The organism is Lysinibacillus sp. OF-1, from assembly GCF_028356935.1.
In the GTDB taxonomy this organism is placed as follows: Bacteria; Bacillota; Bacilli; order Bacillales_A; family Planococcaceae; genus Lysinibacillus; species Lysinibacillus fusiformis_D.
Genome location: NZ_CP102798.1, coordinates 4,018,563 through 4,041,346, shown reverse-complemented (window position 1 = coordinate 4,041,346; position 22,784 = coordinate 4,018,563). Strand labels below are relative to the sequence as shown.

The 22,784-nt window shown below is 37.9% G+C and carries 23 protein-coding genes and 1 riboswitch; of the genes, 15 read left to right on the top strand and 8 right to left on the bottom strand.

The annotated features are described in order from the left end of the window. The first annotated feature begins 55 nt into the window (after window positions 1–55). From NV349_RS19850 to NV349_RS19820, 7 genes are all read left to right on the top strand, one after another. Window positions 56–1,288 (top strand): carboxylate--amine ligase, encoded by a 1,233-nt coding sequence (locus tag NV349_RS19850; RefSeq protein WP_058843706.1) that lies wholly within the window; start codon window positions 56–58, stop codon window positions 1,286–1,288. Continuing rightward, complete coding sequence (locus NV349_RS19845) at window positions 1,285–1,986, top strand: cysteate racemase (RefSeq protein ID WP_036123362.1); 702 nt, start codon at window positions 1,285–1,287, stop codon at window positions 1,984–1,986. The genes NV349_RS19850 and NV349_RS19845 overlap by 4 nt, the downstream gene beginning before the upstream one ends. A gap of 224 nt (window positions 1,987–2,210) precedes the next feature. Continuing rightward, the gene (locus NV349_RS19840; protein WP_036123358.1) at window positions 2,211–3,359 is read left to right on the top strand and encodes a DEAD/DEAH box helicase; all 1,149 of its coding nucleotides are present in this window, start codon (window positions 2,211–2,213) and stop codon (window positions 3,357–3,359) included. Window position 3,360: 1 nt separating this feature from the next. Beyond that, window positions 3,361–4,590, top strand: coding sequence for an aminopeptidase (locus tag NV349_RS19835; protein ID WP_036123355.1), 1,230 nt, complete (start codon window positions 3,361–3,363; stop codon window positions 4,588–4,590). Window positions 4,591–4,621: 31 nt separating this feature from the next. Next, the gene (locus NV349_RS19830; protein ID WP_101966926.1) at window positions 4,622–5,524 is read left to right on the top strand and encodes an SGNH/GDSL hydrolase family protein; all 903 of its coding nucleotides are present in this window, start codon (window positions 4,622–4,624) and stop codon (window positions 5,522–5,524) included. Between the two features lie 142 nt (window positions 5,525–5,666). Beyond that, entirely contained in the window at window positions 5,667–6,824 is a 1,158-nt protein-coding gene (locus NV349_RS19825) for an exonuclease SbcCD subunit D (RefSeq protein ID WP_036123348.1), read from the top strand. Then, window positions 6,821–9,901: an AAA family ATPase gene (locus NV349_RS19820; RefSeq protein WP_271911006.1), complete on the top strand. Its 3,081-nt coding sequence runs from the start codon at window positions 6,821–6,823 to the stop codon at window positions 9,899–9,901. The genes NV349_RS19825 and NV349_RS19820 overlap by 4 nt, the downstream gene beginning before the upstream one ends. A 41-nt stretch (window positions 9,902–9,942) precedes the next feature. On the opposite strand, the gene NV349_RS19815 is transcribed toward NV349_RS19820, so the two are convergent. Further along, window positions 9,943–10,065 (bottom strand): hypothetical protein, encoded by a 123-nt coding sequence (locus NV349_RS19815; protein ID WP_255358792.1) that lies wholly within the window; start codon window positions 10,063–10,065, stop codon window positions 9,943–9,945. Window positions 10,066–10,120: 55 nt separating this feature from the next. Continuing rightward, complete coding sequence (locus NV349_RS19810; RefSeq protein ID WP_271911004.1) at window positions 10,121–10,444, bottom strand: magnetosome magnetite crystal formation protein family; 324 nt, start codon at window positions 10,442–10,444, stop codon at window positions 10,121–10,123. Window positions 10,445–10,571: 127 nt separating this feature from the next. Continuing rightward, window positions 10,572–10,679: riboswitch (TPP riboswitch) on the top strand. Window positions 10,680–10,815: 136 nt separating this feature from the next. On the opposite strand from NV349_RS19810, the gene thiT reads away from it, so the two are divergent. Together thiT and map are read left to right on the top strand one after the other, a co-directional pair. Next, window positions 10,816–11,376, top strand: coding sequence for an energy-coupled thiamine transporter ThiT (gene thiT / locus NV349_RS19805; RefSeq protein WP_058843704.1), 561 nt, complete (start codon window positions 10,816–10,818; stop codon window positions 11,374–11,376). Window positions 11,377–11,537: 161 nt separating this feature from the next. After that, window positions 11,538–12,293 carry a type I methionyl aminopeptidase gene (gene map / locus NV349_RS19800; RefSeq protein ID WP_036123336.1) on the top strand — a complete coding sequence of 252 codons (756 nt, stop codon included), beginning with the start codon at window positions 11,538–11,540 and terminating at the stop codon, window positions 12,291–12,293. 33 nt (window positions 12,294–12,326) lie between these two features. Here the strand turns inward: map and NV349_RS19795 are convergent, their stop codons facing one another. Continuing rightward, complete coding sequence (locus NV349_RS19795) at window positions 12,327–13,040, bottom strand: TspO-related membrane protein (RefSeq protein ID WP_036123333.1); 714 nt, start codon at window positions 13,038–13,040, stop codon at window positions 12,327–12,329. Window positions 13,041–13,238: 198 nt separating this feature from the next. Here NV349_RS19795 and NV349_RS19790 point away from each other — a divergent pair, with 198 nt between their 5' ends. Next, window positions 13,239–14,063, top strand: a complete 825-nt coding sequence (locus NV349_RS19790) for a polyphosphate kinase 2 family protein (RefSeq protein WP_036123330.1) — start codon at window positions 13,239–13,241, stop codon at window positions 14,061–14,063. A gap of 166 nt (window positions 14,064–14,229) precedes the next feature. Further along, a complete protein-coding gene (locus NV349_RS19785) occupies window positions 14,230–14,817 on the top strand; it encodes a GNAT family N-acetyltransferase (RefSeq protein WP_051891670.1) in 588 nt (195 codons plus the stop codon). Between the two features lie 53 nt (window positions 14,818–14,870). On the opposite strand, the gene NV349_RS19780 is transcribed toward NV349_RS19785, so the two are convergent. From NV349_RS19780 to NV349_RS19770, 3 genes are all read right to left on the bottom strand, one after another. Next, entirely contained in the window at window positions 14,871–15,431 is a 561-nt protein-coding gene (locus NV349_RS19780) for a beta-class carbonic anhydrase (protein ID WP_036123327.1), read from the bottom strand. A 180-nt stretch (window positions 15,432–15,611) separates the two neighbouring features. Continuing rightward, the gene (locus NV349_RS19775) at window positions 15,612–15,746 is read right to left on the bottom strand and encodes a hypothetical protein (RefSeq protein ID WP_255358791.1); all 135 of its coding nucleotides are present in this window, start codon (window positions 15,744–15,746) and stop codon (window positions 15,612–15,614) included. Window positions 15,747–15,886: 140 nt separating this feature from the next. Further along, entirely contained in the window at window positions 15,887–17,128 is a 1,242-nt protein-coding gene (locus NV349_RS19770; protein ID WP_139149537.1) for an aminopeptidase, read from the bottom strand. 191 nt (window positions 17,129–17,319) lie between these two features. Between NV349_RS19770 and motA the strand changes: the two genes are divergently transcribed. Next, entirely contained in the window at window positions 17,320–18,123 is an 804-nt protein-coding gene (gene motA, locus NV349_RS19765; RefSeq protein WP_036123322.1) for a flagellar motor stator protein MotA, read from the top strand. Beyond that, a complete protein-coding gene (gene motB, locus NV349_RS19760) occupies window positions 18,107–18,871 on the top strand; it encodes a flagellar motor protein MotB (protein WP_036123321.1) in 765 nt (254 codons plus the stop codon). The genes motA and motB overlap by 17 nt, the downstream gene beginning before the upstream one ends. A gap of 54 nt (window positions 18,872–18,925) precedes the next feature. Here the strand turns inward: motB and NV349_RS19755 are convergent, their stop codons facing one another. Continuing rightward, window positions 18,926–19,147 carry a DUF1128 domain-containing protein gene (locus NV349_RS19755; RefSeq protein ID WP_036123318.1) on the bottom strand — a complete coding sequence of 74 codons (222 nt, stop codon included), beginning with the start codon at window positions 19,145–19,147 and terminating at the stop codon, window positions 18,926–18,928. Between the two features lie 178 nt (window positions 19,148–19,325). On the opposite strand from NV349_RS19755, the gene NV349_RS19750 reads away from it, so the two are divergent. Next, on the top strand, window positions 19,326–19,652 hold the full coding sequence (locus NV349_RS19750) for a hypothetical protein (protein WP_058843701.1): 327 nt from the start codon (window positions 19,326–19,328) through the stop codon (window positions 19,650–19,652). A 22-nt stretch (window positions 19,653–19,674) separates the two neighbouring features. Continuing rightward, complete coding sequence (locus NV349_RS19745; RefSeq protein WP_036123312.1) at window positions 19,675–20,592, top strand: YihY/virulence factor BrkB family protein; 918 nt, start codon at window positions 19,675–19,677, stop codon at window positions 20,590–20,592. A gap of 62 nt (window positions 20,593–20,654) precedes the next feature. On the opposite strand, the gene NV349_RS19740 is transcribed toward NV349_RS19745, so the two are convergent. Beyond that, a complete protein-coding gene (locus tag NV349_RS19740) occupies window positions 20,655–22,559 on the bottom strand; it encodes a heavy metal translocating P-type ATPase (protein WP_271910998.1) in 1,905 nt (634 codons plus the stop codon). Window positions 22,560–22,784: the final 225 nt, after the last annotated feature.

Below are 22,784 nucleotides of genomic sequence, written 5' to 3'. Positions count from 1 at the left end.
GCCATAAATCTTTAGTATGTTACACTAATAAAAAAGCAGAAGTGAGTTGAGTAGAATGGCCATTGAGCACGCTTTTTTACCGGTTTTACTTGGGGATGAGATGAATGCTTATGGCATGGCCAGAGCATTTTACGAAGCCTATGGTGTGAAGCCACTTGCATTAAACCATACGAATATGGAAAAAATTCATCAAAGTGATTTACTGACTTTTCGTGAGGTACCGAGACTTCATATAGACGAACGATTTGTTACGGCACTTCAGGCTATTGCGCAGGAATTCGTTGATAAAAAATTACTGCTACTAGCCTGTGATGAATTTTATGTCAAAAAAATAATAGAACATAAAGCGGAATTAGCAGAGGATTTCATTATTCCTTATGTAGATGCCACACTTGCTCAGCAGTTATTAACTCGTGAAAAGATGTATGAGCTTTGTGCACAATATGGTTTTCAATTTCCTGCCATGCATGTCTGCACGGTGAATGATTACGAGGACTACGACATGCCATTTGAGTATCCAATTGTCATAAAGCCCATGAATATGACAAAATATGCTACATGTATTTTTCCTGGTAAGAAAAAAGTATATATTGCGTATGATAAGGATGAAAAGGACAGTATATTCCATGCTATTTATAAGGAATCGGCCTATCGAGATGATCTTATGATTCAACAATATATTCCAGGGGAAGATGCGAATATGCTTGTTGTTAATGCCTATATAGGGCAGGATGGCAAGGCAAAACTTCTTGCGGTGGGTAATCCCATTTTAGAAGAGCATTCTCCAGAAGGGATTGGTCGTTATGTAGCCATCATGACAACCTATCATCAGGAATTAATGGACAATGTAAAGACGTTCCTTGAAGCCATACAATTCCAAGGCTATGCTACATTTGATATGAAATATGATGATCGTGATGGTCAATATAAATTGTTGAGTATTGAATTACATAATGAACTTTCCAATTATTATGTGACAGCCAGTGGCTATAACTTCATGCAGTATGTGGCGGATGATTATGTTCGAGGTAGTAAACAGTCGCTAACATACGTGCAAAACAAGCATCTTTGGACCATTGTACCAAATGGTGTACTTTTCAAATATGTACAAAATGAACAGTTAGTCATTGAAGCGAAAAGTTTGATTCGCCAAGGGATGGCTACAGATTCTATTTTTAGTTATAAGGATATGAATGCGAAACGTTGGTTGAACGTTACGCTTGATAATTTAAGCTTTTATCGCAAATATAAGAAATATTTTAATAACAAAGGTCTGTCAAATATATGAAAAAACAAACTTTAGGTATTATCGGTGGCGTAGGGCCACTTGCAACAATGTTTATTGGAGAAATGATTGTAAGACGTACGAAGGCACAAAAGGATCAGGAGCATTTGCATACGATCATTGATAATGATACAAATATTCCTGACCGTACGGCTTTTATTTTAGATAATAAAAAGGATAATCCAGTTCCAGTCATCATTGAGGATGCTAAAAAGTTAGCTTCTGTAGGGGCAAATATGATTGCAATCCCATGCAATACAGCCCATACGTTCTATCATGAAATTGATGAGGGCTCTCCCATTCCTGTATTGAATATGATTCGTGAAACGGCGAAGCGTGCTGCTGATTTAGGAGCAGAGCGTGTTGGAATTTTGGCAACAACAGGAACATTAACATCACGTATGTACCAGGAAGCCTTAGAGGAATATGGCATTACACCAGTTGTTCCAGATAATGAGATGAGAGCCTATGTGATGACCATCATTTATGATTATGTCAAGGCTGGCAAGGATGTTACGTTGGAGGATTGGCAACCAATAGAAGAGGCGATGCTAGCATTAAATTGTGACCGCATTGTCTTAGGCTGTACAGAGCTATCTATTGTTAATAGGGATTTGAAATTAAATGAAATTTATATTGATTCATTAATCGTTTTAGCTGAATGTGCCATTTTGGCTTGTGGCTATGAGCTAGTCGATTAGTCGTTAAATAAATTGAAAAGGATCTGCTTGCTTTTCACGGGTAAGCTACAAGTCTTTAAAGAGTTGTGGTCAAGCTTACTTTTTTCCGTGTTGGGTTAGGCAGATTTTTTATGGAAGGAATCAATGGTTTCCTGAAACGATTGGACAATAGCTTCGTACATATAAAGTAGGAAACGGCGGAGTGTGTTAAACTAGTGTCAAGTAGATAGAAGGTGGGAAATAACATGTCAGTCATTAATTTATTAAAAGAAGAAATACAAGCAAAATGGAATTTTGAAACACCCATGAAAATTCAAGATGAAATGATACCAGCTATGCTTGAAGGCAAAGATATTGTAGCGGAATCGCCAACAGGATCAGGTAAAACATTAGCGTATGTTTTACCATTATTGAATAAAGTGAATGGGGCAAAAAAGCAAACACAAGGACTGATTGTAGCTCCTTCACAAGAGCTTGCGATGCAGATTGTAGAAGTTATCCGTGAATGGACGGCAGGCACAGATATTACAGTTCAACAACTGATTGGTGGTGCCAATTCTGCTCGTCAAATTGAAAAGCTAAAGAAAAAACCAACGATTGTCGTTGGCACACCTGGTCGTTTAAATGAATTAGCACGGGCAGGGAAATTAAAACTAAAAGAAATTGAAACGGTTATTTTAGATGAGTGCGATCAATTACTGAGTCGTGAATACCGTGTTGTCGTCAAATCCTTTATCGAAGGCTCGGCTTTTGGCCGACAAGTCGTTGTTGTTTCGGCTACGATAACGGAGGAAATTGAATTAGTAGCAAGTCGTATGATGTTTGAACCTTTACGTTTTAAAATTAAACCTGAGGATATGTTAAAGGTCGGTAAAGTAGTACATTCGTTTGTGAAAGTAGAAGAACGTGATAAAACAGATTTCCTACGTCGACTCTCACATACAGAAGGCTTAAGAGCACTAGCTTTTGTCAATAATATCGATCAATTATTAATGAAGGAAACAAAACTGCAGTACCGCTCAGCACCAATTGTCACTCTTCATTCCGACATGAAAAAAGAAGAACGAAAAAAAGCGTTAGATGCATTCCGTAAAGGAGATGCCCGTATTTTAATTGCCACAGATATTGCGGCTCGTGGTTTAGATATTGCTGGTTTAACACATGTTATTCATGTTGATGTACCACGAACAATTGAGCAGTATTTACATCGTTCAGGTCGTACAGGTCGTGCGGGCGCAGATGGTGAAGTATTAACGTTATTATCGTATCATGATGAAAAAACGTATAAAAAGTGGACAAGGGAAGTACCAGGCAAGCCTGTGCAAAAAATATGGCATGATGGCAAGCTGATGGAAGGTAATTCTAAAACAATTGGACAAAAGCGAGGGAATTAATATGACGTTTGAAGAAAAATTACAGGCATATGCAGAGCTTGCGGTAAAAGTGGGTGTCAACATCCAACCAGGTCAGTACCTATTAGTCAATACATCGGTAGATGCTTTGGATTTTGTTCGTTTAGTTGTTAAAGAGGCTTATAAGGCTGGCGCAGGACGTGTACATGTGAATTTTTCAGATGACGAAATGGATCGTGCCTATTTTGAACATGCTTCTGACGAGGAGTTTAGTCGCTTCCCTGAATGGGTCGTAAAAATGCGTGATGAGCTTATTGAACGTAAAGGGGCTCTATTATGGATTGATGCAGCAGATCCTGATAATTTGACAGGCATTCCGGCAGACAGATTAGCAACCCACCAAAAAGTATCTGGTGCAGCATTGAAAAATTATCGTAATGCCGTCATGAAGGATTTAATTGCTTGGTCCATTGTTGCGGTCCCTTCACCTAAATGGGCAGCAAAGGTATTCCCCCATTTAACAGAAGAGCAGCAAGTACCTGCCTTATGGGAGGCAATCTTTAAAACAGTGCATATTGGGGAAGGCAATGCAGTGGACAATTGGCGTCAGCATATAGCCAATTTAGAATCGCGTGCACAGCTTCTAAATAATAAAAAGTATGCAAAGCTTCACTATACAGCACCGGGTACAGATTTAACAATTGCTTTAGCACCACAACATAAATGGGTTACGGGTGGCAGTAAAACGCCAGAGGATAATGTCTTTGTTGCCAATATGCCAACTGAAGAAGTGTATACTCTTCCAATGAAGCAAGGTGTAAACGGTTATGTCAGTAATTCAAAGCCATTAGTTTATCAAGGCAATATGATTGATGGCTTTAAATTAACATTTGAAGAGGGCAAAATTATTAAGGCAGAGGCTGAAGTTGGTCATGATTTATTACAAGAACTAATTCAAGTGGATGAAGGCTCAAGCTATTTAGGTGAAGTAGCACTTGTCCCTCACGAATCACCTATTTCAGCGTCAGAGATTTTATATTTCAATACATTATTCGATGAAAATGCTTCAAACCATTTAGCTATTGGTGAAGCATATCCGACTTGCTTAGAAGGTGGTAGAGACTTAGAAAATGGTCAGCTTGAAGCATTAGGAGCTAATATTTCTGTGACACACGAAGATTTTATGATTGGCAGCGGAGAAATGGACATTGATGGTATTTTACCAGATGGTACGGTAGAGCCTATTTTCCGTAAGGGTAGCTGGGCTTTTTAATCTTTAGTCAAAAAGAAAAGGAGGAGAGCAGATGAGACGATTATGGAGCTTAATCGGTGTGACGATATTATCCATGACATATTGGACTTCATCTGCTTTTGCTCAAACGGAAAGCTACGTGGCGATTGGAGATTCATTAGCTGCAGGTCAAACACCTTATCAAGAAATTGATGTAGGGTATAGTGATTTAATTGCCATGAAATTAAGTTCGATTGGACAATTATCGTTTTATACAAAAGAGCTCGCTTTTCCAGGCTTTACAACAGCGAATGTGTTAGACCGAATTCAATCGGAGGAAGCGCAACATTTATTAGCAAACGCCACACTGATTACGGTGTCAGCAGGTGCCAATGATTTATTGCGTCTTGTTCAGGTGAACCCAAGTGCTGGAACTTTAGCTTTTTCACAGTTGCAGACAGATTACGCTTTAAACTTGGCGAGAAAAAATATGACAACGATTTTAGATGAGTTAGTAGAACGTGCACCAAAAGCAAAGGTATATGTCATGGGCTATTATTTTGCCTATCCAACTGTCCATCCGTCGCAAAAAGAAGGAACCAATGCACAGCTAGTTAAATTAAATGCGATTTTACAGCAACAGGCAGAGCATGCAGGAGCAGTTTATGTAGATGTCTATGATGCCTTTGGATTGAATGGAACAAGCTATTTACCAAATAGTGCTGACGTCCACCCGAATGCTGAAGGCTATCGTCAAATGGCTAACTCATTTTTACAGGCTTATAGTGGTAGTGATGCTTTACAGATTTCTTCATCAGAATTACCTAAGGCAAATCCTTTGTCATTTGAGGAAATTGTCAAGCAACAATCATCAGCGAAGCCCCGGAAAGAGAAAGTGACACAACAACAGCCTGCTCGTGTTGCTTACGTTATTCAGGGATTCCCAGGTTATCAAGCTTTTATCAAAAACATCTAAATAATCGTTAGCAAAGGCATCTTACCCAATAAGATGCTTTTTTTCTATGAAAGCCAATATTGGATAGAACTACTAAACTGCTAGAGAGCACTAGAGAGGCAATAGTCATGCTAAAATAGAAAGAAGACTAGGAGGTACAACAATGAAAATATTTCATACAGCAGATTGGCACTTAGGAAAACTTGTTCAAGGTGTCTATATGACAGAAGATCAACAGTATATTCTCGAACAATTTATACAAGCGATAGATGAGGAAAAACCAGATGTAATTGTCATAGCAGGTGATCTATATGACCGTTCGATGCCTCCTATAGAGGCAGTCAATTTACTAAATGATGTAGTAGCGAAAATTGTATTAGAGAAGAAGATTCCTGTTTTAGCGGTGGCGGGAAATCATGATAGTGCAGGTCGACTGAATTTCGGTAGTCGTTTAATGAGTGATAGCGGTTTATATATCAAGGGTCAATTTACAAAAAATCATGCACCTATTGTTTTGAATGATGAGCATGGCGAAGTGCATTTCCATCTTGTACCGTATGCAGAGCCGGCTTCTATTCGCAGCATCTTTGAAGAAGAGGCAATCCGCTCTCATCAAGATGCCATGCAAAAAATAATTGAGTATATCACGCCAGACATGGATTCAAGCAAACGTCATGTTTTTGTTGGACATGCTTTTGTAACGAAGTATGGTGAGGAAGAAGCGAATACAAGTGATTCAGAGCGACCGCTTTCCATAGGAGGCTCAGATTGTGTGAGTGCAGCTTTATTTAAACCCTTTCATTATACAGCACTTGGGCATCTACATAAGGCACATTTTGTCTTAAATGAAACCATTCGCTATGCAGGCTCTCCATTAAAATATTCGTTATCTGAGCATTTACATGAAAAAGGCTTTTTAATCATTGATTTAGATGAGCATGGTAATAGCACAGTAACTAAAAGAAAGCTTGTGCCAAGAAGAGATTTACGAGTAGTAGAAGGTCAATTAGAGGATTTATTAAAGCTCACACCAAGTGATGATTATGTATTTGTCAGATTGACGGATACAACTTCGGTGTCTTCGCCGATGGAACGCATTCGCAGTGTGTTTCCGCACGCTATGCATGTGGAACGTAAGGTATTACGACAAGAGGTGTCGCGTGAGCTACAAGTTGTAGAAACGGAAAAACTAGAGGATATTGATTTATTCCGTTCTTTCTTTACCGATATTATCGGTATTCAGCCAGATGAAGATACGGAACGCCTTTTCACAGAGATGTTACAGGAATTATTAGATGAGGAGCGAGAGACAGTAAAATGAAGCCATTAAAGTTAACGATTACTGCATTTGGTCCCTATAAAGACACTGAAGTAATTGATTTTCAAGAACTAGGGGAACATCGATTGTTTGCTATTTCTGGTAAAACCGGTGCTGGAAAAACAACCATTTTTGATGCCATTTGTTATGCCCTTTACGGATCAGGCAGTGGTGAGGATCGTCAGGATACGGCTTTACTGCGAAGTGGCTTTGCTCATGATGATATTTATACAGCTGTAGAGCTCATGTTTGAAATGCATGGAAGGGTCTATCAAATAATACGACAGCCCGGTCATATTAAAGAAAAAAATAAAACGATTACTGGGAAGAAAATAGAGTTAGCTGAAGTAAAAGAGGGAAAGCTTGATTATAGCATTGTAGAGAAGCAGCAAACGCTTGAAGTCGATAAAAAATTGCAGGAAATAATAGGTCTCACAAAAGATCAATTTAGCCAAATTGTGATGCTACCTCAAGGTGAATTTCGCAAGCTATTAACCTCAGATTCTACAAACAAAGAAGTTATTTTGCGGAAAATCTTTAAAACAGACCGCTTTGGTGTCATGACGAAAAAGCTTGATGCTAAACGAAAAGAGGCAGAGAGTGATCTACAACGTGCCAAACAATTAAAAGAACATTTACTTGGTCAAATTGACGGTGTCTTACCACAACGTTCATCAGCGTTATTCACATTAATTGCTGACAAAACGGAAAATTTACATCAACTAAAGCAGGCACTTGATGAGGAGATTATTTACTATACAAAATGTATTGAGGATGAACAGCTACAATATGAAGAAGCTTATAGCCTTCATCAAAAAGAACAAGAATATTATCGATTAGCTAAAACACTGAATGAGCAATTTGATGAGCAAGCGAATCGACAGCAGCGACTACAAATGCTGTTACAAGAGCAAGACGTATACAGAGCGAAGGAGCAGGAGATTGTTTTAGCAGAACAAGCAGAGCGACTTATGCTACTTGAACAACAATGCATTGATTTACGTGCTGAACTTAATGTAAAGGAACAAGCTTTTCAGCAAGCACAAGTTAAGCATCAGCAAACAGAAGAGCAACTGCAGCGAGCCCAAGAAAAATATAGGGTAGAAGAGGCGAAAGAGCCTGAGCGTCAACAAATTTTGCAGCAGGAATTGCAATTATTAGCGTCATTACCTAAATTCGAGGCCTATGAAAACAACGTGCAGCAGCTGCAAATAGCTGAGCAATATGTTGAAACAGCAAAAATGGCGGTGGCTGATAACCTGACGTTATTGGAAAAAGAACAAGAGCAATTGCAGCAATTTTCTCAAACGATGGAAGGCTATGAAAAACAGGTTGAGCCATATGAAAGCTACTTAGAACAGTTACCGAAACTACGCGAACAGGTAGCTTTAGTCAAACAAGCTGAGAAATATAAAAGTGCCGTAGAGTTAGCACAGCAGGACGTAGCTGCCTCAGACATTCACTATCAAGAAAGTAAAAAGGCCCTTCTATTATTGCAGCAACGGTGGCTGACAAGTCAGGCTAGTATTTTAGCGGAACAGCTAAAGGAAGGGGAGCCCTGCCCTGTTTGTGGCAGTATGACTCACGAGAAAACACATAAAGAGCAACTGGAAGTTATTGAACTTGCTCAAGTGGAAACGTTAAGAGTGAAGGCTTCTTCAGACGAGCGTATGTATCTAGAGAAGGCAGCACTTTTGTCATCTACGCAACAGCTTCTTCAAGATACATATCAGCAGCTAGAAGCACAGCATATTAAACAAGAAGACCAAGCACAGCTCATCGCTACTTTACACAAGACGGAGCAAGAGATTGCGAGCTTAAAAGTTGTCCATCATCAACTAGCAGATATGCGATTAAAGCTAAAGCATCAACGTGATAGAATAGAGCAGCTTAGAAATAAACAGATGGAATTAGAGCAATATTTAGCTGAGCACATGAAAGAATGGACAAGATTACAAGCGGTTGTAGAAGAACAGCTCAAGCAGATGCCAGCCAATTTACCAACATTACAGCAATTAAAGCAACAACTTACGGATGTTAGTAAACAGAAAATGGATTTGCAAAAAACATGGCAAGAGAGTCAAGAAAATTTGCATGTCGTAAAAGAAGCGACAAGTAATGCAAAACTAACTGTAGAAATCGCCAAACAATCTTTTGAGGAATTACAACTCAAAATGAATGAAAAGCGGCAGCAATTTTCAGCAAGCATGCAGGAAATCGGCTTTGACAGCTATGAGGAATACGCAGCTGCCAAACGGAGTGCGAGCCAATTGGAGGCGCTTCGCAAAGTATGCAGTGACTATGCTTTACAGGTACATACCCTGAAAATCCAAATAACTGAAGGGGCTATGTATCTTCAAGGGAAAGAGAAGCAAGATTTAGTGGTGATGGAAGCAAAAGTAGAACAACTTCGTACAGCGTATGAGGAAGCATTTAAACGTTTGCAACAGATGAATGGTTTTGCACAAGCATGCCAGGGCTTTATAAAAAAAGTGGAAGAAACAGCGAGAGAGCTTCAGTTACTTGAACAAGAAGCTGGTCGAGTAAAGGAACTCTATGGATTATTAAACGGACAAAATTCGAAAAAGCTGTCCTTTGAGCGATACATTCAAATTAATTACTTAGACCAAATTACCGATGCCGCTAATATTCGTCTTTATCACTTATCAAATGGTCAATTTGAGCTTAGACGTTCTGATAGACTAGAAAAGCATGCGAAGCAAAGTGGGCTTGGGCTTGATGTATATGATGCCTATACGGATCAATTACGTGATGTGAAAACATTATCCGGTGGCGAAAAATTTAATGCTTCCTTAAGTCTTGCTTTAGGAATGGCAGATGTCATTCAAAGCTTCCAAGGGAATATTCATATTGAAACCATGTTTATTGATGAGGGCTTTGGCTCGCTTGATGAGGAATCTTTGAATAAAGCAATTGATACATTAATTGCTTTACAGGATTCTGGTCGTATGATTGGCGTGATTTCTCATGTGCCTGAATTAAAATCGGCGATGCCAGCGGTCTTACATGTAGAAAAAACATTGAATGGACATAGTCAAACCCACTTTGAAGTGAAATAAATAAAAGGCGTATTTCCAAAACAAGGGAATACGCCTGCTGTTTATTTTTTTCGAGGGGTGGCTGTAGGTGTTGTCCCTTTTTTTGCAGCCATTACTTTTTTCACGATAGGAATAACAATAGGTGCTAATTTTACGGCGGTTTTCACAACATTTGATACTTTCATTCAAAAACAGCTCCTTTTACAATTACTACTACCTGTTTCGCTTAAAAATGAAACATTAACGAATAACACGAACAGCTTGAATAATATTCCATATTACAATTCCTAGTGAGACGATGGCATAAATGGCAAACGAAACGAACCAAATAATCAACATCTTATTATTGCCGGACGTTGGATCCAAATTAAATGTAGAAAAAACAAAGACAATAAAGAACAGAATGCCGAAAACAAAAGGAATTAAATGAGAGATAAGTGCACGAATTGAATGTCTTTTTACGTCACTATCTTTCGTAATAATGTACACAATTAATGGGACGATAAAAGGGGCGAAGAAAATACTTAAATAACTAAAGGCAGATAAAATTTTTTGGTTCTCCATAGTTGTACCTCCTTTTTTAATATTTACGCATGAAAAACAGCAAAGTTTCAAAAAAATAATATATGGAAGAGGTTGTAATCCTTCTATCCTTTGCGTACAATGAGAATGTTCAAATAAATTCAGATGTAACGACCACAAGGGGAGCTGATGATGTCAGCTGAGACTGGGCACGTAATGCCTTGACTCTTTGAACCTGTAAGTTAACGCTTGCGTAGGGATGTGGATAGAAACCGACACTAGTACGATGTGAGGCTCTGTCCTGGCATCGTTTTTTCATTCTTGAGGGAATAAAAAGGTGTCAGAAAGAGACATATCAGCGCATTTCTATTCCTGCTCTTGTATCCTACATCGGAACAAAGGAGAGAATATATATGGACAAAAAAAGACTATTAATGCTTGTGGAGATTGCGATATTTGCAGCAATCGCTCTTGTGCTTGATCAGGTTTCCTTTAAAGTATGGGCACAAGGTGGTTCTGTTAGTCTAGTCATGGTACCTATTATGTTAATAGCATTTCGCTGGGGCTTAGTAGCTGGGCTAACAACTGGATTACTCGTAGGTGTAATGCAAACCATGTTTGGTGCTACGATTGTGCACTGGCTACAAGGATTCCTTGATTATGGTGTTGCTTTCACAGTTGTAGGATTAGCGGCGGTTGTGCGTGGACCCGTGTTGGCGGCTGCCAAAAATGCCAACAAAACAAAAATGGCACTTTACATTATATTAGGTACGGTGCTTGCGGGCTTTTTACGATATGCAGCCCACACGATGGCTGGCGCTGTATTTTTTGCAGAATATGCTGGCGATCAAAATGCATGGATCTATTCCATCATCTATAATGGTACATATATGCTACCAGCAACTATTTTAACGGCAATTGTAGGCGTTCTTTTATTCACAGCTGCTCCACAATTAATGCAAAGAAAAGCATAAAACATGCCCCTCACATTTGTGAAGGGGCTTTTTTGTCGCAAATAACTCTTTGCGCACTTCGCAAAGTAAGGAAGCATACAATATTTAAAGCGTTTATCGTTATACGCATAACAAGTTATGTTATATTAAAGTATAGATATTAGATGAAAGGGACGTTATACATGATTGTAAAAACGCAAGAAGAGATTGAAGCTTTTAAAAAAATAGGACGCATTTGTGCTGAAATTCGTGAAGCGATGAAAGCTGCCACAAAACCAGGTGTTACAACATTGGAGCTAGATGAAATTGCTGGCCGTATGTTTGCAGAGGCTGGCGCGATATCTGGTCCAAAGGGAGAATATGATTTCCCAGGGTATACATGTATTAGTGTCAATGAAGAAGTGGCGCATGGTATCCCCGGAAAACGTGTTATTCAAGAAGGGGATATTGTAAATATCGATGTTTCTGGTTCATTAAATGGCTACTTTGCTGACACTGGTATTTCATTTGTGGTTGGTGATGGCTATGAGGACAAAGAAAAGCTATGTCGCGTTGCCAAAAGCGCCTTTGATCGAGCAATGACAAAGGTAAAGGCTGGGTCTAAATTAAATCAAATTGGTAAGGCAGTTGAACGTGAGGCGAATGCTAATGGCTTAACTGTTATTATGAATTTAACTGGTCATGGTTTAGGTCAATCTTTACATGATGAGCCGAATCACATTTTAAATTACTATGATGCATGGGATTCTACAATTATGAAAGAAGGTATGGTGCTTGCGGTTGAACCGTTTATCTCAGCGAAGGCAGAGCATATTGTAGAAGCTGGTGATGGTTGGACATTCATTACACCTGATAAATCACTTGTAGCTCAAATTGAACATTCAGTCATTGTAACAAAAGATAAACCGATTATCCTAACATCATTAGACGAAGAATAGAATGCAATGAAATGAAAAATCCTGCTTACCAATTTATTTTTGGTAGGCAGGATTTTTTTTAATAAATAAAATACCAACAAAGAGAACACCACATAAAAAGAAGGCGGCGGTAGTGACAAGTAGCTCATCAAAACCATTATGTAAGGCGATTCCTATATAAGCCCAAATAAAAACACTAGGAAACAAAATATCAAAGTGATGGAAACGGATATGTAGCGCAAGTGCTCCACCTAATGTCAGCAAAATTACTGCCCAAAGAGGCGTACTAAGACCAAAGCCGTTCCAACCATAAGCCGTTAACGTAAAACTGATATTCGTAATAAAAATAAATGTCATCCATGCAAAATAAATGGAGAAAGGAATACGACCCGACATTGCTTTGTCATGAAGAGGGTACGTATTATACAACATAAATAAATACAAGACTAAGAGTAATGTAATGCCAAGTGAAACAATAAATAACTCATGATGCCATACGTATATCATCAATGCTTGCAATATATTTATGCAGCTAAAAAGCGCAGACTGTTTCATAGTTGTCTTTTTGATATTCATAACTAACCAATAACCGAGTAAAAAATAAATAAGAATCCAAATTACATGACTTACACTAACTGGTGCAAATACTACAGAAAAGCGATTAGCGATTTCTAGCATAGATTGACCGTTGATATTCACGAAAAAGGATGAAAAGGTTAGGATGAGTGAGACAAGATAAGAAATTGTCATCAAGATAAACCGAGGCATGTTTTCCTCTCCCTTCGTGTTAGATTTTATAGGGAAAAGACAAATAAGTATAGTACTGTCACTATTTTTATTATAACGGAAACTTTCAACAATGTATCGTGTTGTTTTGCTCGTAATATCTACAATTTACCATCTCAATAGGCATCCATATATTTCTTTAGTACAATAAGAATATCCAACCAAAAGGAGTGAAGTTTCATGGCACAAAATTTGAAAAACCTAGACCTATCCATTGAACTAGATAAAAAGATGTATAAAAAGAAATTAAAAGTACTCCAATATGAAATGTTAAATGCACAGCAGTTTTTACTAAAAAACAAAATAGGTTTAATCTTAGTATTTGAAGGAATGGATGCTGCTGGTAAAGGTGGCGCGATCAAACGATTGATTGAACGTGTAGATCCGCGCGGTTATGTGGTACACCCTATCTCAGCTCCACAGCCACATGAATTACGCTATAACTATTTACAAAGATTCTGGAGAAAACTACCGCAGCATGGACAAATCGCTATTTTCGACCGCTCATGGTATGGACGTGTACTAGTAGAGCGTATCGAAGGCTTTGCAACAAAGGATGAATGGTCTCGTGCGTATGAAGAAATTAATAATTTCGAGAAAATTTTAACTGCGGGAGATTACATAATTATTAAGTTCTGGCTACATGTTTCAGATGAAGAGCAATTAAAACGCTTTAAAGAACGTGAAGAAAACCCTTATAAATCTTGGAAGCTAACAGACGAGGATTGGCGGAATCGAGAAAAATCACCACAATATATTGAAGCGGCGAATGCAATGTTTGACAAGACAGATAAAAAGGATGCTCCATGGATTTTAGTTGCTGGAGACGATAAAAAACATGCGCGTGTTCAGGTGCTTCAAGAAACAATTGCACATATTGAACGTGAGGCTCAAAAACGTGGTCTTCATCTAACAAATGTATTAGCTAATGGACAGCTAGAGGATGCTGATTCATCCAGTTTAGAAATAATAAATGAGAAAAAGCAAGAACAAAAAACAAAATAATAAAATGGTGCTGCTGTAACAATAAGACATGAGCTGTTTTAGTTGTAGCAGCATCTTTTTTTACATACAATGAAATAAAACTAGGGTTTACAATCATTAGATTGTAGCCAATGTGAACAGAGAATGAGAAATGTACTGATATTTATTGGAAGGCTAGTGTGGAGAAATGGTGCTTAAAATTTGGAATTTATTAAGAAAAAAGGGTGGGAATGTGGTAACGATAAAGGGGGAAAAATGCTACATCCGCACATTCCAAGAAAAAGATGCACGAAGTTTATCGGGTCTCGTAAGCCGCAATAAATACTTTTGGTCTGTATACGAGCCACTACAAAAACCAGAATATTATACAGTTGATGCTCAATATAAAAAAATTCAAGAGAGTCTCTATTTAATGGAGTCAAAACGAGAATTTACTTTTGGTATTTTTGAGCATGGAACAAATAATCTAATAGGGCATATTGCACTTTATGCTGTAAAACGCTTACCGTACTCAAGTGCATTTGTTGGCTATGCGATGGATGAAATCTATGTAGGCAAGGGAATCGTCACAGAGGCTGTAAATATGGTGGTGAGATTCGCATTCGATCAAATTGGTTTACACCGTGTAGAGGCATATGTCTCTACACAAAATAACCCCTCTATGCGCGTATTAGAGAAGGCTGGATTTCAACAAGAGGGTCTGCTAAGGAGGCTACTGTATATTAATGGCCGATGGGTAGATCACTATATGTATGCGCGTTTAGAGGATGAATAGAAAAACAAGTGCCTATCCTTCACGAGAGATGGGCACTTGTTTTTTATTAGCTATTATTTGCTACCGTCTTCAATTAAATCAAGATGACCTGTATTCGGATCAATGATTAAACCATGAACAGGAACGTCTTTCACCATTAATGGGTGATTACGAATCGTATCGACACTTTTCTTAACACTTGTTGCTACGTCACCGAAACCACGTAAAAATTCTTTTAAATCAAAACCAGAATATTCCAACATTTTGATTGTTTCTGGATCAATACCCCTTGTCACCATTTCACTAAGCATAGCATCAGGGTCAACTGCACTCATTCCGCAGTCATAATGTCCAACGACATACACTTCATCAGCTTGTAGGCCATAGACAGCCACTAATAAACTACGCATAACTGCACCGAAAGGATGGCTCACTAATGCGCCAGCACTTTTCACTATTTTTACATCGCCATTCCGCAAATTCATAGCTTTTGGTAAAAGCTCTACAAGACGAGTATCCATACAAGATAAAACAACAATACGTTTATCAGGATATTTTGTAGTGATGAATGGTTCATATTTCTTTTCTTGTACAAACTCTTTATTAAACTCTAAAATATCTTGTAACATTGTCATGAATATTGCTCCCTTCCTTACAAAAAATATTTTAGAGCAAAACGTTCAATATGCAAACAATAAAGACTTTTTTCAGATAATTTTTACAATAAAGAAGCAGTTTCCTACGCTTTAATAGATGAAAATAACTTGTAAGTGATAAAAAAACAGCTACCATTGCAGTAGCTGTTTTTTTATACATTAATATTCTTCGTTTGGCTTTGGATCTACAGTTACTGAAGACTTGCTATCTAAACCAACTTGTAGGTAGTGGATGAAGAATCCCGTTGAAATTAATAAAACTGCTGAAAAGCCAAGAACAGTTGTAATGAACATTATTAGAGCTCCTCTCTACTTAAATGATCTACTAAACTTCCCTAAAACAATTATACAATAGGTTACTAGGAAAATCTAAGGATAATTTATGACAACCTTAACATACTTAGCCTAGAATACTATTAGTAGGAATGGATTATTTAGATTGCCCAATTTCCATCGCGGAATATTGGGTCTATTTGATCATCATGAGTAATTCCATCTATATTCATCTTATCCGATCCAATCATAAAGTCTACATGTGTCAAGCTTTGGTTAAGACCATGTGCACTTAATTCCTCAGAAGTCATTTCTTTACCACCCTCAATGCAAAATGCGTAGGCACTGCCAATGGCTAAATGATTCGAGGCATTTTCATCGAATAATGTATTGTAAAATAATAAATTAGATTGTGAAATAGGTGATTGATGTGGAACTAATGCTATTTCACCAAGATAATGAGCACCCTCATCTGTTTCAATAAGGGAAGCTAAAATTTCTTGTCCTTGCTCTGCCTTCACGTCAATGATACGACCATCCTTAAATGTTAAAGTGAAATGATCGATAATATTGCCTCCGTAGCTTAATGGCTTAGTACTGGAAACATACCCATTAACACCTGTTTTTAAAGGGGCTGTAAAAATTTCTTCTGTAGGCATATTGGCCATAAATGCTTGGCCCTGTGTATTAATACTACTGCCACCTGTCCACACATGATGTGTAGGTAACTCAATAGTTAGGTCAGTGCCTGGAGCAGTATAGTGGAGCGACTTATATTGCTTCCCATTTAAATAATCAGCTTTGCTATGTAATTCCTGATCGTGAGCATGCCAAGCTTCTATAGAATGTTCAACGTCAATACGTGTCGCTGCAAAGATGGCTTCCCATAATGCATCCATTTGTTGTTCCTCTTGTAAGTGAGGGAATACTTTTGCTGCCCAGGCTTTAGATGGAGCAGCGATAACCGACCAACTAAATTTATCAGACTGTAGCGATTGATAATAGTTTGCTAATGCTTTACCAGATGCTTTTTGGAAGGCCATGATTCTGTCACGCTCTATACCTTTTAGTAAATCTGGATTTTGTGAGCTAATGCTTAAGAAAGCGGCTCCGTGTTCAACCAACCATTCACGCTCTTGCACTTTCCATGGCGGGAAGAAATCAAATGAGTCTTTTGGTGCTCCCTCATAACGAGCACGTACAAGCTCGTCATCCGATAAATCGACAAATACCTGTTTTGCACCATTTTTATAAGCTATTTTGGTAATTATTTGCGCCAATTTTAGGTTATCAGTCGAACAGCTTATATAAAGATACTGACCTTTTTGGATATTTACTCCTACTTTCACAGCTAATTCGGCATATTTTAGTAATTTTGTGTTAAATGATAATAACAAATTCATATCCCCTTTCGATATAAGACAGTTTAGTGTAATATTCTTAATTCAATATAATCAAAAATGGTCGAAATGTGAATAAAAAGCATTAATTACATCGAAAAATAAGTGAAATACATTTATACTAGGAATATATATATTTAAAATATGGAAAAACAGACGAAAATAACAGTAATAGTAGATTTGGAGGTTCTAGGATGGATAAATCGTCGATTATAGGGTTAATACTTGCCTTAGTAGCACTATTAACGGGGATGGTGATGAAGGGTGTAAGCTTAAGTGCATTTTATAACCCTGCAGCCATTCTAATTATCATTTTTGGTACTATTTCAGCAGTAACAATTGCCTTTCCAATGCAAGAGTTAAAGCGCGTACCGAAGCTATTTAAAATTCTTTTTAAAGAAACGAAATTAGCGAATGATATAGAAATTATTAAAATGTTTTCACAATGGGCTGACTTAGCTCGTCGTGAAGGACTATTAGCACTTGAAAGCAAGGCTTCTGAAATTGAAGATCCATTTTTAAAAAATGGTCTTACATTAGCAATTGATGGTCAAAATGCTGACTACATCCGTGATGTACTAACGGAAGAAGTGGAAGCAATGGAAGAGCGTCATGCTAGTGGGTCTGCTATTTTTACGCAAGCAGGTACATATGCACCAACTTTAGGGGTTCTTGGTGCAGTAGTAGGGTTAATCGCCGCATTGGCTGATATGAACGATATCGAAAAGCTTGGACATGCTATTTCGGCTGCTTTCATGGCTACATTACTCGGTATCTTTACAGGTTATGTTTTATGGCACCCATTTGCGAACAAGTTAAAGCGTAAGTCTGCTTTAGAAGTAAAACAAAAGAGAATGATGATTGAGGGTATCCTTTCAGTATTAGAAGGGGAGGCTCCACGTGTAATTGAACAGAAACTATCATCATACTTAACGATGGAAGAACGTCGTCAAATTTCTGGTGAAAGCGGGGCGGGTGGCCTTGGCAAAGAAAGCTAAGAAAAAAAAGCATGATGAACATATTGATGAATCTTGGTTAGTTCCATACGCAGATATTTTAACTTTGCTCTTAGCTGTGTTTATTATTTTATTTGCCTCAAGTTCAGTTGATCAAGAAAAGTTAGAGAGAATGTCGGCGGTATTTAGTCAAGTATTTGACGGTGGAACAAGCTTTCTAGAGCAGCCTGCACCAGTACCAAGCCCGAATGCAGATAGCGACCAAACGCCACAGCAAAATTCGGCCTATTTAAAGGATCAACAAGAGCTAGCAGCTATTAAAGATAGTGTGGACAACTTTATTGCAGTTAATGAGATGGAAGGTCAATTTGCAACTGAAATGACAGATGAGGGATTGCTTGTAACTATCCGTGATAGTATTTTATTTGATCCTGGTAAAGCAACGATTAAACCAGAATATATTCCAATTGCAAAAGAGCTTGCGGATGTATTAGTGTCTAATCCACCTCGTAATATTGTTATTACAGGTCATACAGATAATGTGCCAGCTGGCCCTAACTTCTCATCAAACTTGGAGTTATCATTAATGCGTGCGTCTAATTTTTACATGGTATTATTAGATAGTAATTCACAATTAAAGTCTGAGAACTTTAGTGCGAAAGGCTATGGTGAAAACCGAGCGATTGCTCCAAACGATACAGCAGAAGGTCGTGCACAGAACCGACGTGTAGAAGTGCTTATTCAGCCATTGGTTACCGAAGATGGTTCAGAAGCAAAAAATACACAATAATAAAAAGCTATTAGCGGCTGACCAATCGTCACATGCTAATAGCTTTTATTTACTTTACTTACGTAAAGACCCCAATTCAGCAACAATCGCTTGCATTTCACTTGGGCTAAATGTTTCTCTTTTCATCACCATCTCATATAAATACACTAAATCTTCATAATTAGCTTCATCGAAATGTTCTGATTTCATTGCATCAACATTCACCATGCGTAGCTTGTCCTTCATTTGATCCACCATATACACTACGTTTTCCTTAGACGGAACTGATAAATCCATTTTTTACCCTACCTTTCATAATCCTCGCACATATCATTTCATTGAATAAAAAAAATGTCAACTCCGTATTTGAGCATTGCTTTAAAAATAGACTGTTATTGGGTAGAATAAGTGCAGGAAGCTGTTTATTTATGAAATAATAGGGAATATGCAAATACACAAGCAGGGGGTTATAAATATGGGTCAGAGTAAATTATTAGCTTCAATCGTAGCAGGAGCAGCAGTTGGTGCTGCATTAAGTATGCTCGATCGTACAACGCGTGAAACAACAATTGCTACAACTAAAAAAATGAAGGAAGCCATCACATATTATGCATCAAATCGTGAAGAACTACAGGTGCTAGTGGAGGAAAAAGTGCTGGCAGCAAAAGTGCTTTGTGAAAGCGTGTCTGATAATGTTAACACGATTGCTGAGAAGGTTGATGAATTTAAAGAATTACCTTCCACAATACAAGGGATGATTGAGGACACGAAATCAGCCTTTACTTTACCTGAAAAAGAGTAAAGGAAGCTTTAGGAGGAATTATATGGAAGGAAAAAAAGCAACAATGCAAAATGCTTTTGGGTTCGTAAAGTCGTTTGTCTCTCCTGAGGAGGAATCGATTGACGTGATGACATCCAAAGGCTTTGTTCAAGATTTAATAAGTCGGCTAAAGCGAGTTGAAATATCTGCGCTTGCTGCACAATTGGCTTATTTCTTTTTACTATCGTTCTTCCCCTTACTTATTTTCTTAGTGACGCTATTACCGTATCTAAATTTAGAAACGACACAGGTCTATTCATTTTTAGTGAATATCTTACCAGATGAAGTGTATAAGCTGATTGAAAATACGCTGAATGAGATTTTAACAAATCGAAATAGTAGTTTATTGTCCATCGGGGTTCTCGGTACAATTTGGTCTGCATCGAAAGGTATTAATGCGCTTATTCGAGCTTTAAATAAAGCCTATGATACAGAGGGGAGAGCTGGCATATTGGATAGAGGGTTGTCACTGGTTTTTACAATCGCTCTTGTAATTGTGATGGCTGTCGCTCTCTTACTACCAGTTTTTGGTCAGCAAATAGGGCATTTCCTATTTTCAATCGTTGGAATTGAGGAGCAATTTGAATCTATTTGGCACAAATTAAGATGGTCAATACCACCTTTACTTATTTTTATCGTTTTAATGGGAATCTACTGGGTCGTTCCAAATACAAGCCCGCGTTTAAAAATAATGGGTGTATGGCCAGGGGCGATGTTTGCGACACTTGCCTGGTTAGCAGTCACATATGGTTTCTCTTTCTATATTAATAATTTTGCAAATTATTCTGCTACATATGGTAGTATCGGTGGTGTCATTATTTTAATGCTCTGGTTATACTTTACGGGGATTATTATCATCTTTGGTGGGGTATTAAATGCTACCATGCAAAAAAGGGCACTACAAAAAGAACTTCATGAGTAAGGAAATAACAATAAAACAAAATGAGCCTCGCTTTTCTTTATGAGAAAGGCGAGGCTTTGTCATTAGATATTTTTATTGAGCATGCGTAAACCGTTTAAAATAACTAGAATTGTACTACCTTCATGTCCGATTACACCTAAAGGTAGGTCGACTACTTGTAAAAAGTTAGAGGCGATTAATAAAACAATAACACCGATAGAGAAGAAGATATTTTGTTTTACAATACGCTGCATTTTACGAGATAAGCGCACAGCATAAGCAATTTTGGATAAATCATTTTTCATTAACACAACATCCGCTGTTTCTAATGCAACGTCTGTTCCTTCACCCATCGCAATGCCAGTAGTTGCCGTAGCTAATGCAGGGGCATCGTTAATACCGTCGCCGACCATTCCAACAAATTGATGTTGTGTAAGTAGGCGTTTCATTTCAGTAACTTTTGTTTCAGGTAGACATTCTGCTACATATTCGGTAACGCCAGCTTCCTTTGCAATGACTTTGGCTGTTTTTTCATTGTCACCTGTGAGCATTACTACTTGAATACCGAGATCTTTTAATAGAGCTACAGCCTTTTTAGCTTCGCTGCGTACAGTATCTTTTAGAGCTGTTAAGGCAACAATACCATGCTGATCCCGAATAAAAATAACTGTTTTCCCTTCTGCGGCAAGTTTTGTAGCTGCACTATTTGCAAAGTCATTGGCAAGCTGAGTACCAACAAACTCAGGTTTCCCTACTTGATACTCCTCATTGTGGATCGTCCCTTTTATACCCCAACCAGGAATATCCTCGATTGTTGCCTGTGGTAATGTGTTAATTCCTTCTGCTTTAGCGTATGTGGTAATGGCTTGAGCTAGTGGGTGATTGGATTGCGATTCAATCCCTGCAAGCTTTGCTAAAGCTATATTACGATCTACGCCTTCTCGGACAATAAAATCTGTAACAACTGGTTTCCCCTGTGTTAAAGTACCTGTTTTATCGACAGCTAAAGCACGTAAAACACTGAGATGCTCTAAATGTAAGCCGCCTTTAAAAAGCACACCATTTTTTGCACCATTTGAGATGGCTGCTAGTGTTGCAGGCATAATTGATGCTACGAGTGCACAAGGGGATGCAACCACCAATAACACCATTGCTCGGTAAAATGTCGTTGTCCAATCCCAGCCGAGTAAAAAGTGGGGAAGGAACATCATTAAGGCAACACCTAATAACACAAATTTTACATAAGACCCCTCAAATTTTTCGATGAATTGTTGTGAGGGAGATTTTTCACTTTGCGCACTTTGGACAAGTTGTATAATTTTTTGGAAAAGTGTTTCTGAATTTGCTTTGGTCATTTCCATCGTAATAGCACCATTTAAATTTACTGTGCCTGCAAATACTTCGTCACCTTCGATTTTTGAGACAGGCAGCGGCTCTCCACTAATAGCCGATTCATCAATAGAAGACTGTCCTTTGAAAATAATACCATCTGCTGGAATGCGTTCACCTGGTTTAATTAATAAATGATCGCCGATATTTAACGTGGACACGGACACTTTCATAGGTTCAAATCCGCCACGCACTAACCAAGCTTCTTCTGGCTGTAAATTCATAAGTGCTGATATTTCACGATGACTTTTATTCATTGCATATGTTTCAAGTGCACCACTTACTGCGAAAATGAAAATAAGAATAGCTCCCTCTGTCCAATAGCCGATTGCTGCAGAACCAATGGCGGCTAATACCATCAATAGCTCTACATTTAATTTTCGATCTTCAATCGTTTCTTCAATGCCCTCTTTTGCTTTTGCGAATCCACCTACAAAAAATGCAATTAAATATAGTAGAACTGAAGCAGTTGTTTGTCCGCTCGTATCTAAACGCCATGCAAGTAAGATGAAAATGCCCGCCATCAATGCAGCGATCAATTCAGCATGTTCTTTTGTTTTCTCAATTAAATTTATATTTTCTCGATTATAGTATTCCATCTATATCCCTCCTGATAATGAAAATCAATATCAAAACCTTTATAAATTAATATTTATTAAAGTTTTTAATTGAAAATGGATTTCAATTACCATCTCTTTTATTTAGAATTATTATAACAAAGGAATTTATAAAAATAAAGTAGGAAGTTTGAAGGATATTTACTTTGACCATAGGGTGATGATGATAGGGGATTTTAAATAAAAAAAGCACAGTCTATTCACTAG

Bases quoted from the DNA above. Each gene is read 5' to 3' on its own strand.
- NV349_RS19740 (WP_271910998.1), bottom strand. From the start codon at position 22,559: ATGGAATACTATAATCGAGAAAATATAAATTTAATTGAGAAAACAAAA.
- motA (WP_036123322.1), top strand. From the start codon at position 17,320: ATGGATAAATCGTCGATTATAGGGTTAATACTTGCCTTAGTAGCACTA.
- NV349_RS19830 (WP_101966926.1), top strand. From the start codon at position 4,622: ATGAGACGATTATGGAGCTTAATCGGTGTGACGATATTATCCATGACA.
- NV349_RS19845 (WP_036123362.1), top strand. From the start codon at position 1,285: ATGAAAAAACAAACTTTAGGTATTATCGGTGGCGTAGGGCCACTTGCA.
- NV349_RS19820 (WP_271911006.1), top strand. From the start codon at position 6,821: ATGAAGCCATTAAAGTTAACGATTACTGCATTTGGTCCCTATAAAGAC.
- NV349_RS19815 (WP_255358792.1), bottom strand. From the start codon at position 10,065: ATGAAAGTATCAAATGTTGTGAAAACCGCCGTAAAATTAGCACCTATT.
- NV349_RS19780 (WP_036123327.1), bottom strand. From the start codon at position 15,431: ATGACAATGTTACAAGATATTTTAGAGTTTAATAAAGAGTTTGTACAA.
- NV349_RS19810 (WP_271911004.1), bottom strand. From the start codon at position 10,444: ATGGAGAACCAAAAAATTTTATCTGCCTTTAGTTATTTAAGTATTTTC.
- NV349_RS19850 (WP_058843706.1), top strand. From the start codon at position 56: ATGGCCATTGAGCACGCTTTTTTACCGGTTTTACTTGGGGATGAGATG.
- map (WP_036123336.1), top strand. From the start codon at position 11,538: ATGATTGTAAAAACGCAAGAAGAGATTGAAGCTTTTAAAAAAATAGGA.
- NV349_RS19840 (WP_036123358.1), top strand. From the start codon at position 2,211: ATGTCAGTCATTAATTTATTAAAAGAAGAAATACAAGCAAAATGGAAT.
- NV349_RS19750 (WP_058843701.1), top strand. From the start codon at position 19,326: ATGGGTCAGAGTAAATTATTAGCTTCAATCGTAGCAGGAGCAGCAGTT.
- NV349_RS19785 (WP_051891670.1), top strand. From the start codon at position 14,230: ATGGTGCTTAAAATTTGGAATTTATTAAGAAAAAAGGGTGGGAATGTG.
- NV349_RS19795 (WP_036123333.1), bottom strand. From the start codon at position 13,040: ATGCCTCGGTTTATCTTGATGACAATTTCTTATCTTGTCTCACTCATC.
- thiT (WP_058843704.1), top strand. From the start codon at position 10,816: ATGGACAAAAAAAGACTATTAATGCTTGTGGAGATTGCGATATTTGCA.
- NV349_RS19770 (WP_139149537.1), bottom strand. From the start codon at position 17,128: ATGAATTTGTTATTATCATTTAACACAAAATTACTAAAATATGCCGAA.
- NV349_RS19755 (WP_036123318.1), bottom strand. From the start codon at position 19,147: ATGGATTTATCAGTTCCGTCTAAGGAAAACGTAGTGTATATGGTGGAT.
- NV349_RS19835 (WP_036123355.1), top strand. From the start codon at position 3,361: ATGACGTTTGAAGAAAAATTACAGGCATATGCAGAGCTTGCGGTAAAA.
- NV349_RS19825 (WP_036123348.1), top strand. From the start codon at position 5,667: ATGAAAATATTTCATACAGCAGATTGGCACTTAGGAAAACTTGTTCAA.
- NV349_RS19745 (WP_036123312.1), top strand. From the start codon at position 19,675: ATGGAAGGAAAAAAAGCAACAATGCAAAATGCTTTTGGGTTCGTAAAG.
- NV349_RS19790 (WP_036123330.1), top strand. From the start codon at position 13,239: ATGGCACAAAATTTGAAAAACCTAGACCTATCCATTGAACTAGATAAA.
- NV349_RS19775 (WP_255358791.1), bottom strand. From the start codon at position 15,746: ATGTTCATTACAACTGTTCTTGGCTTTTCAGCAGTTTTATTAATTTCA.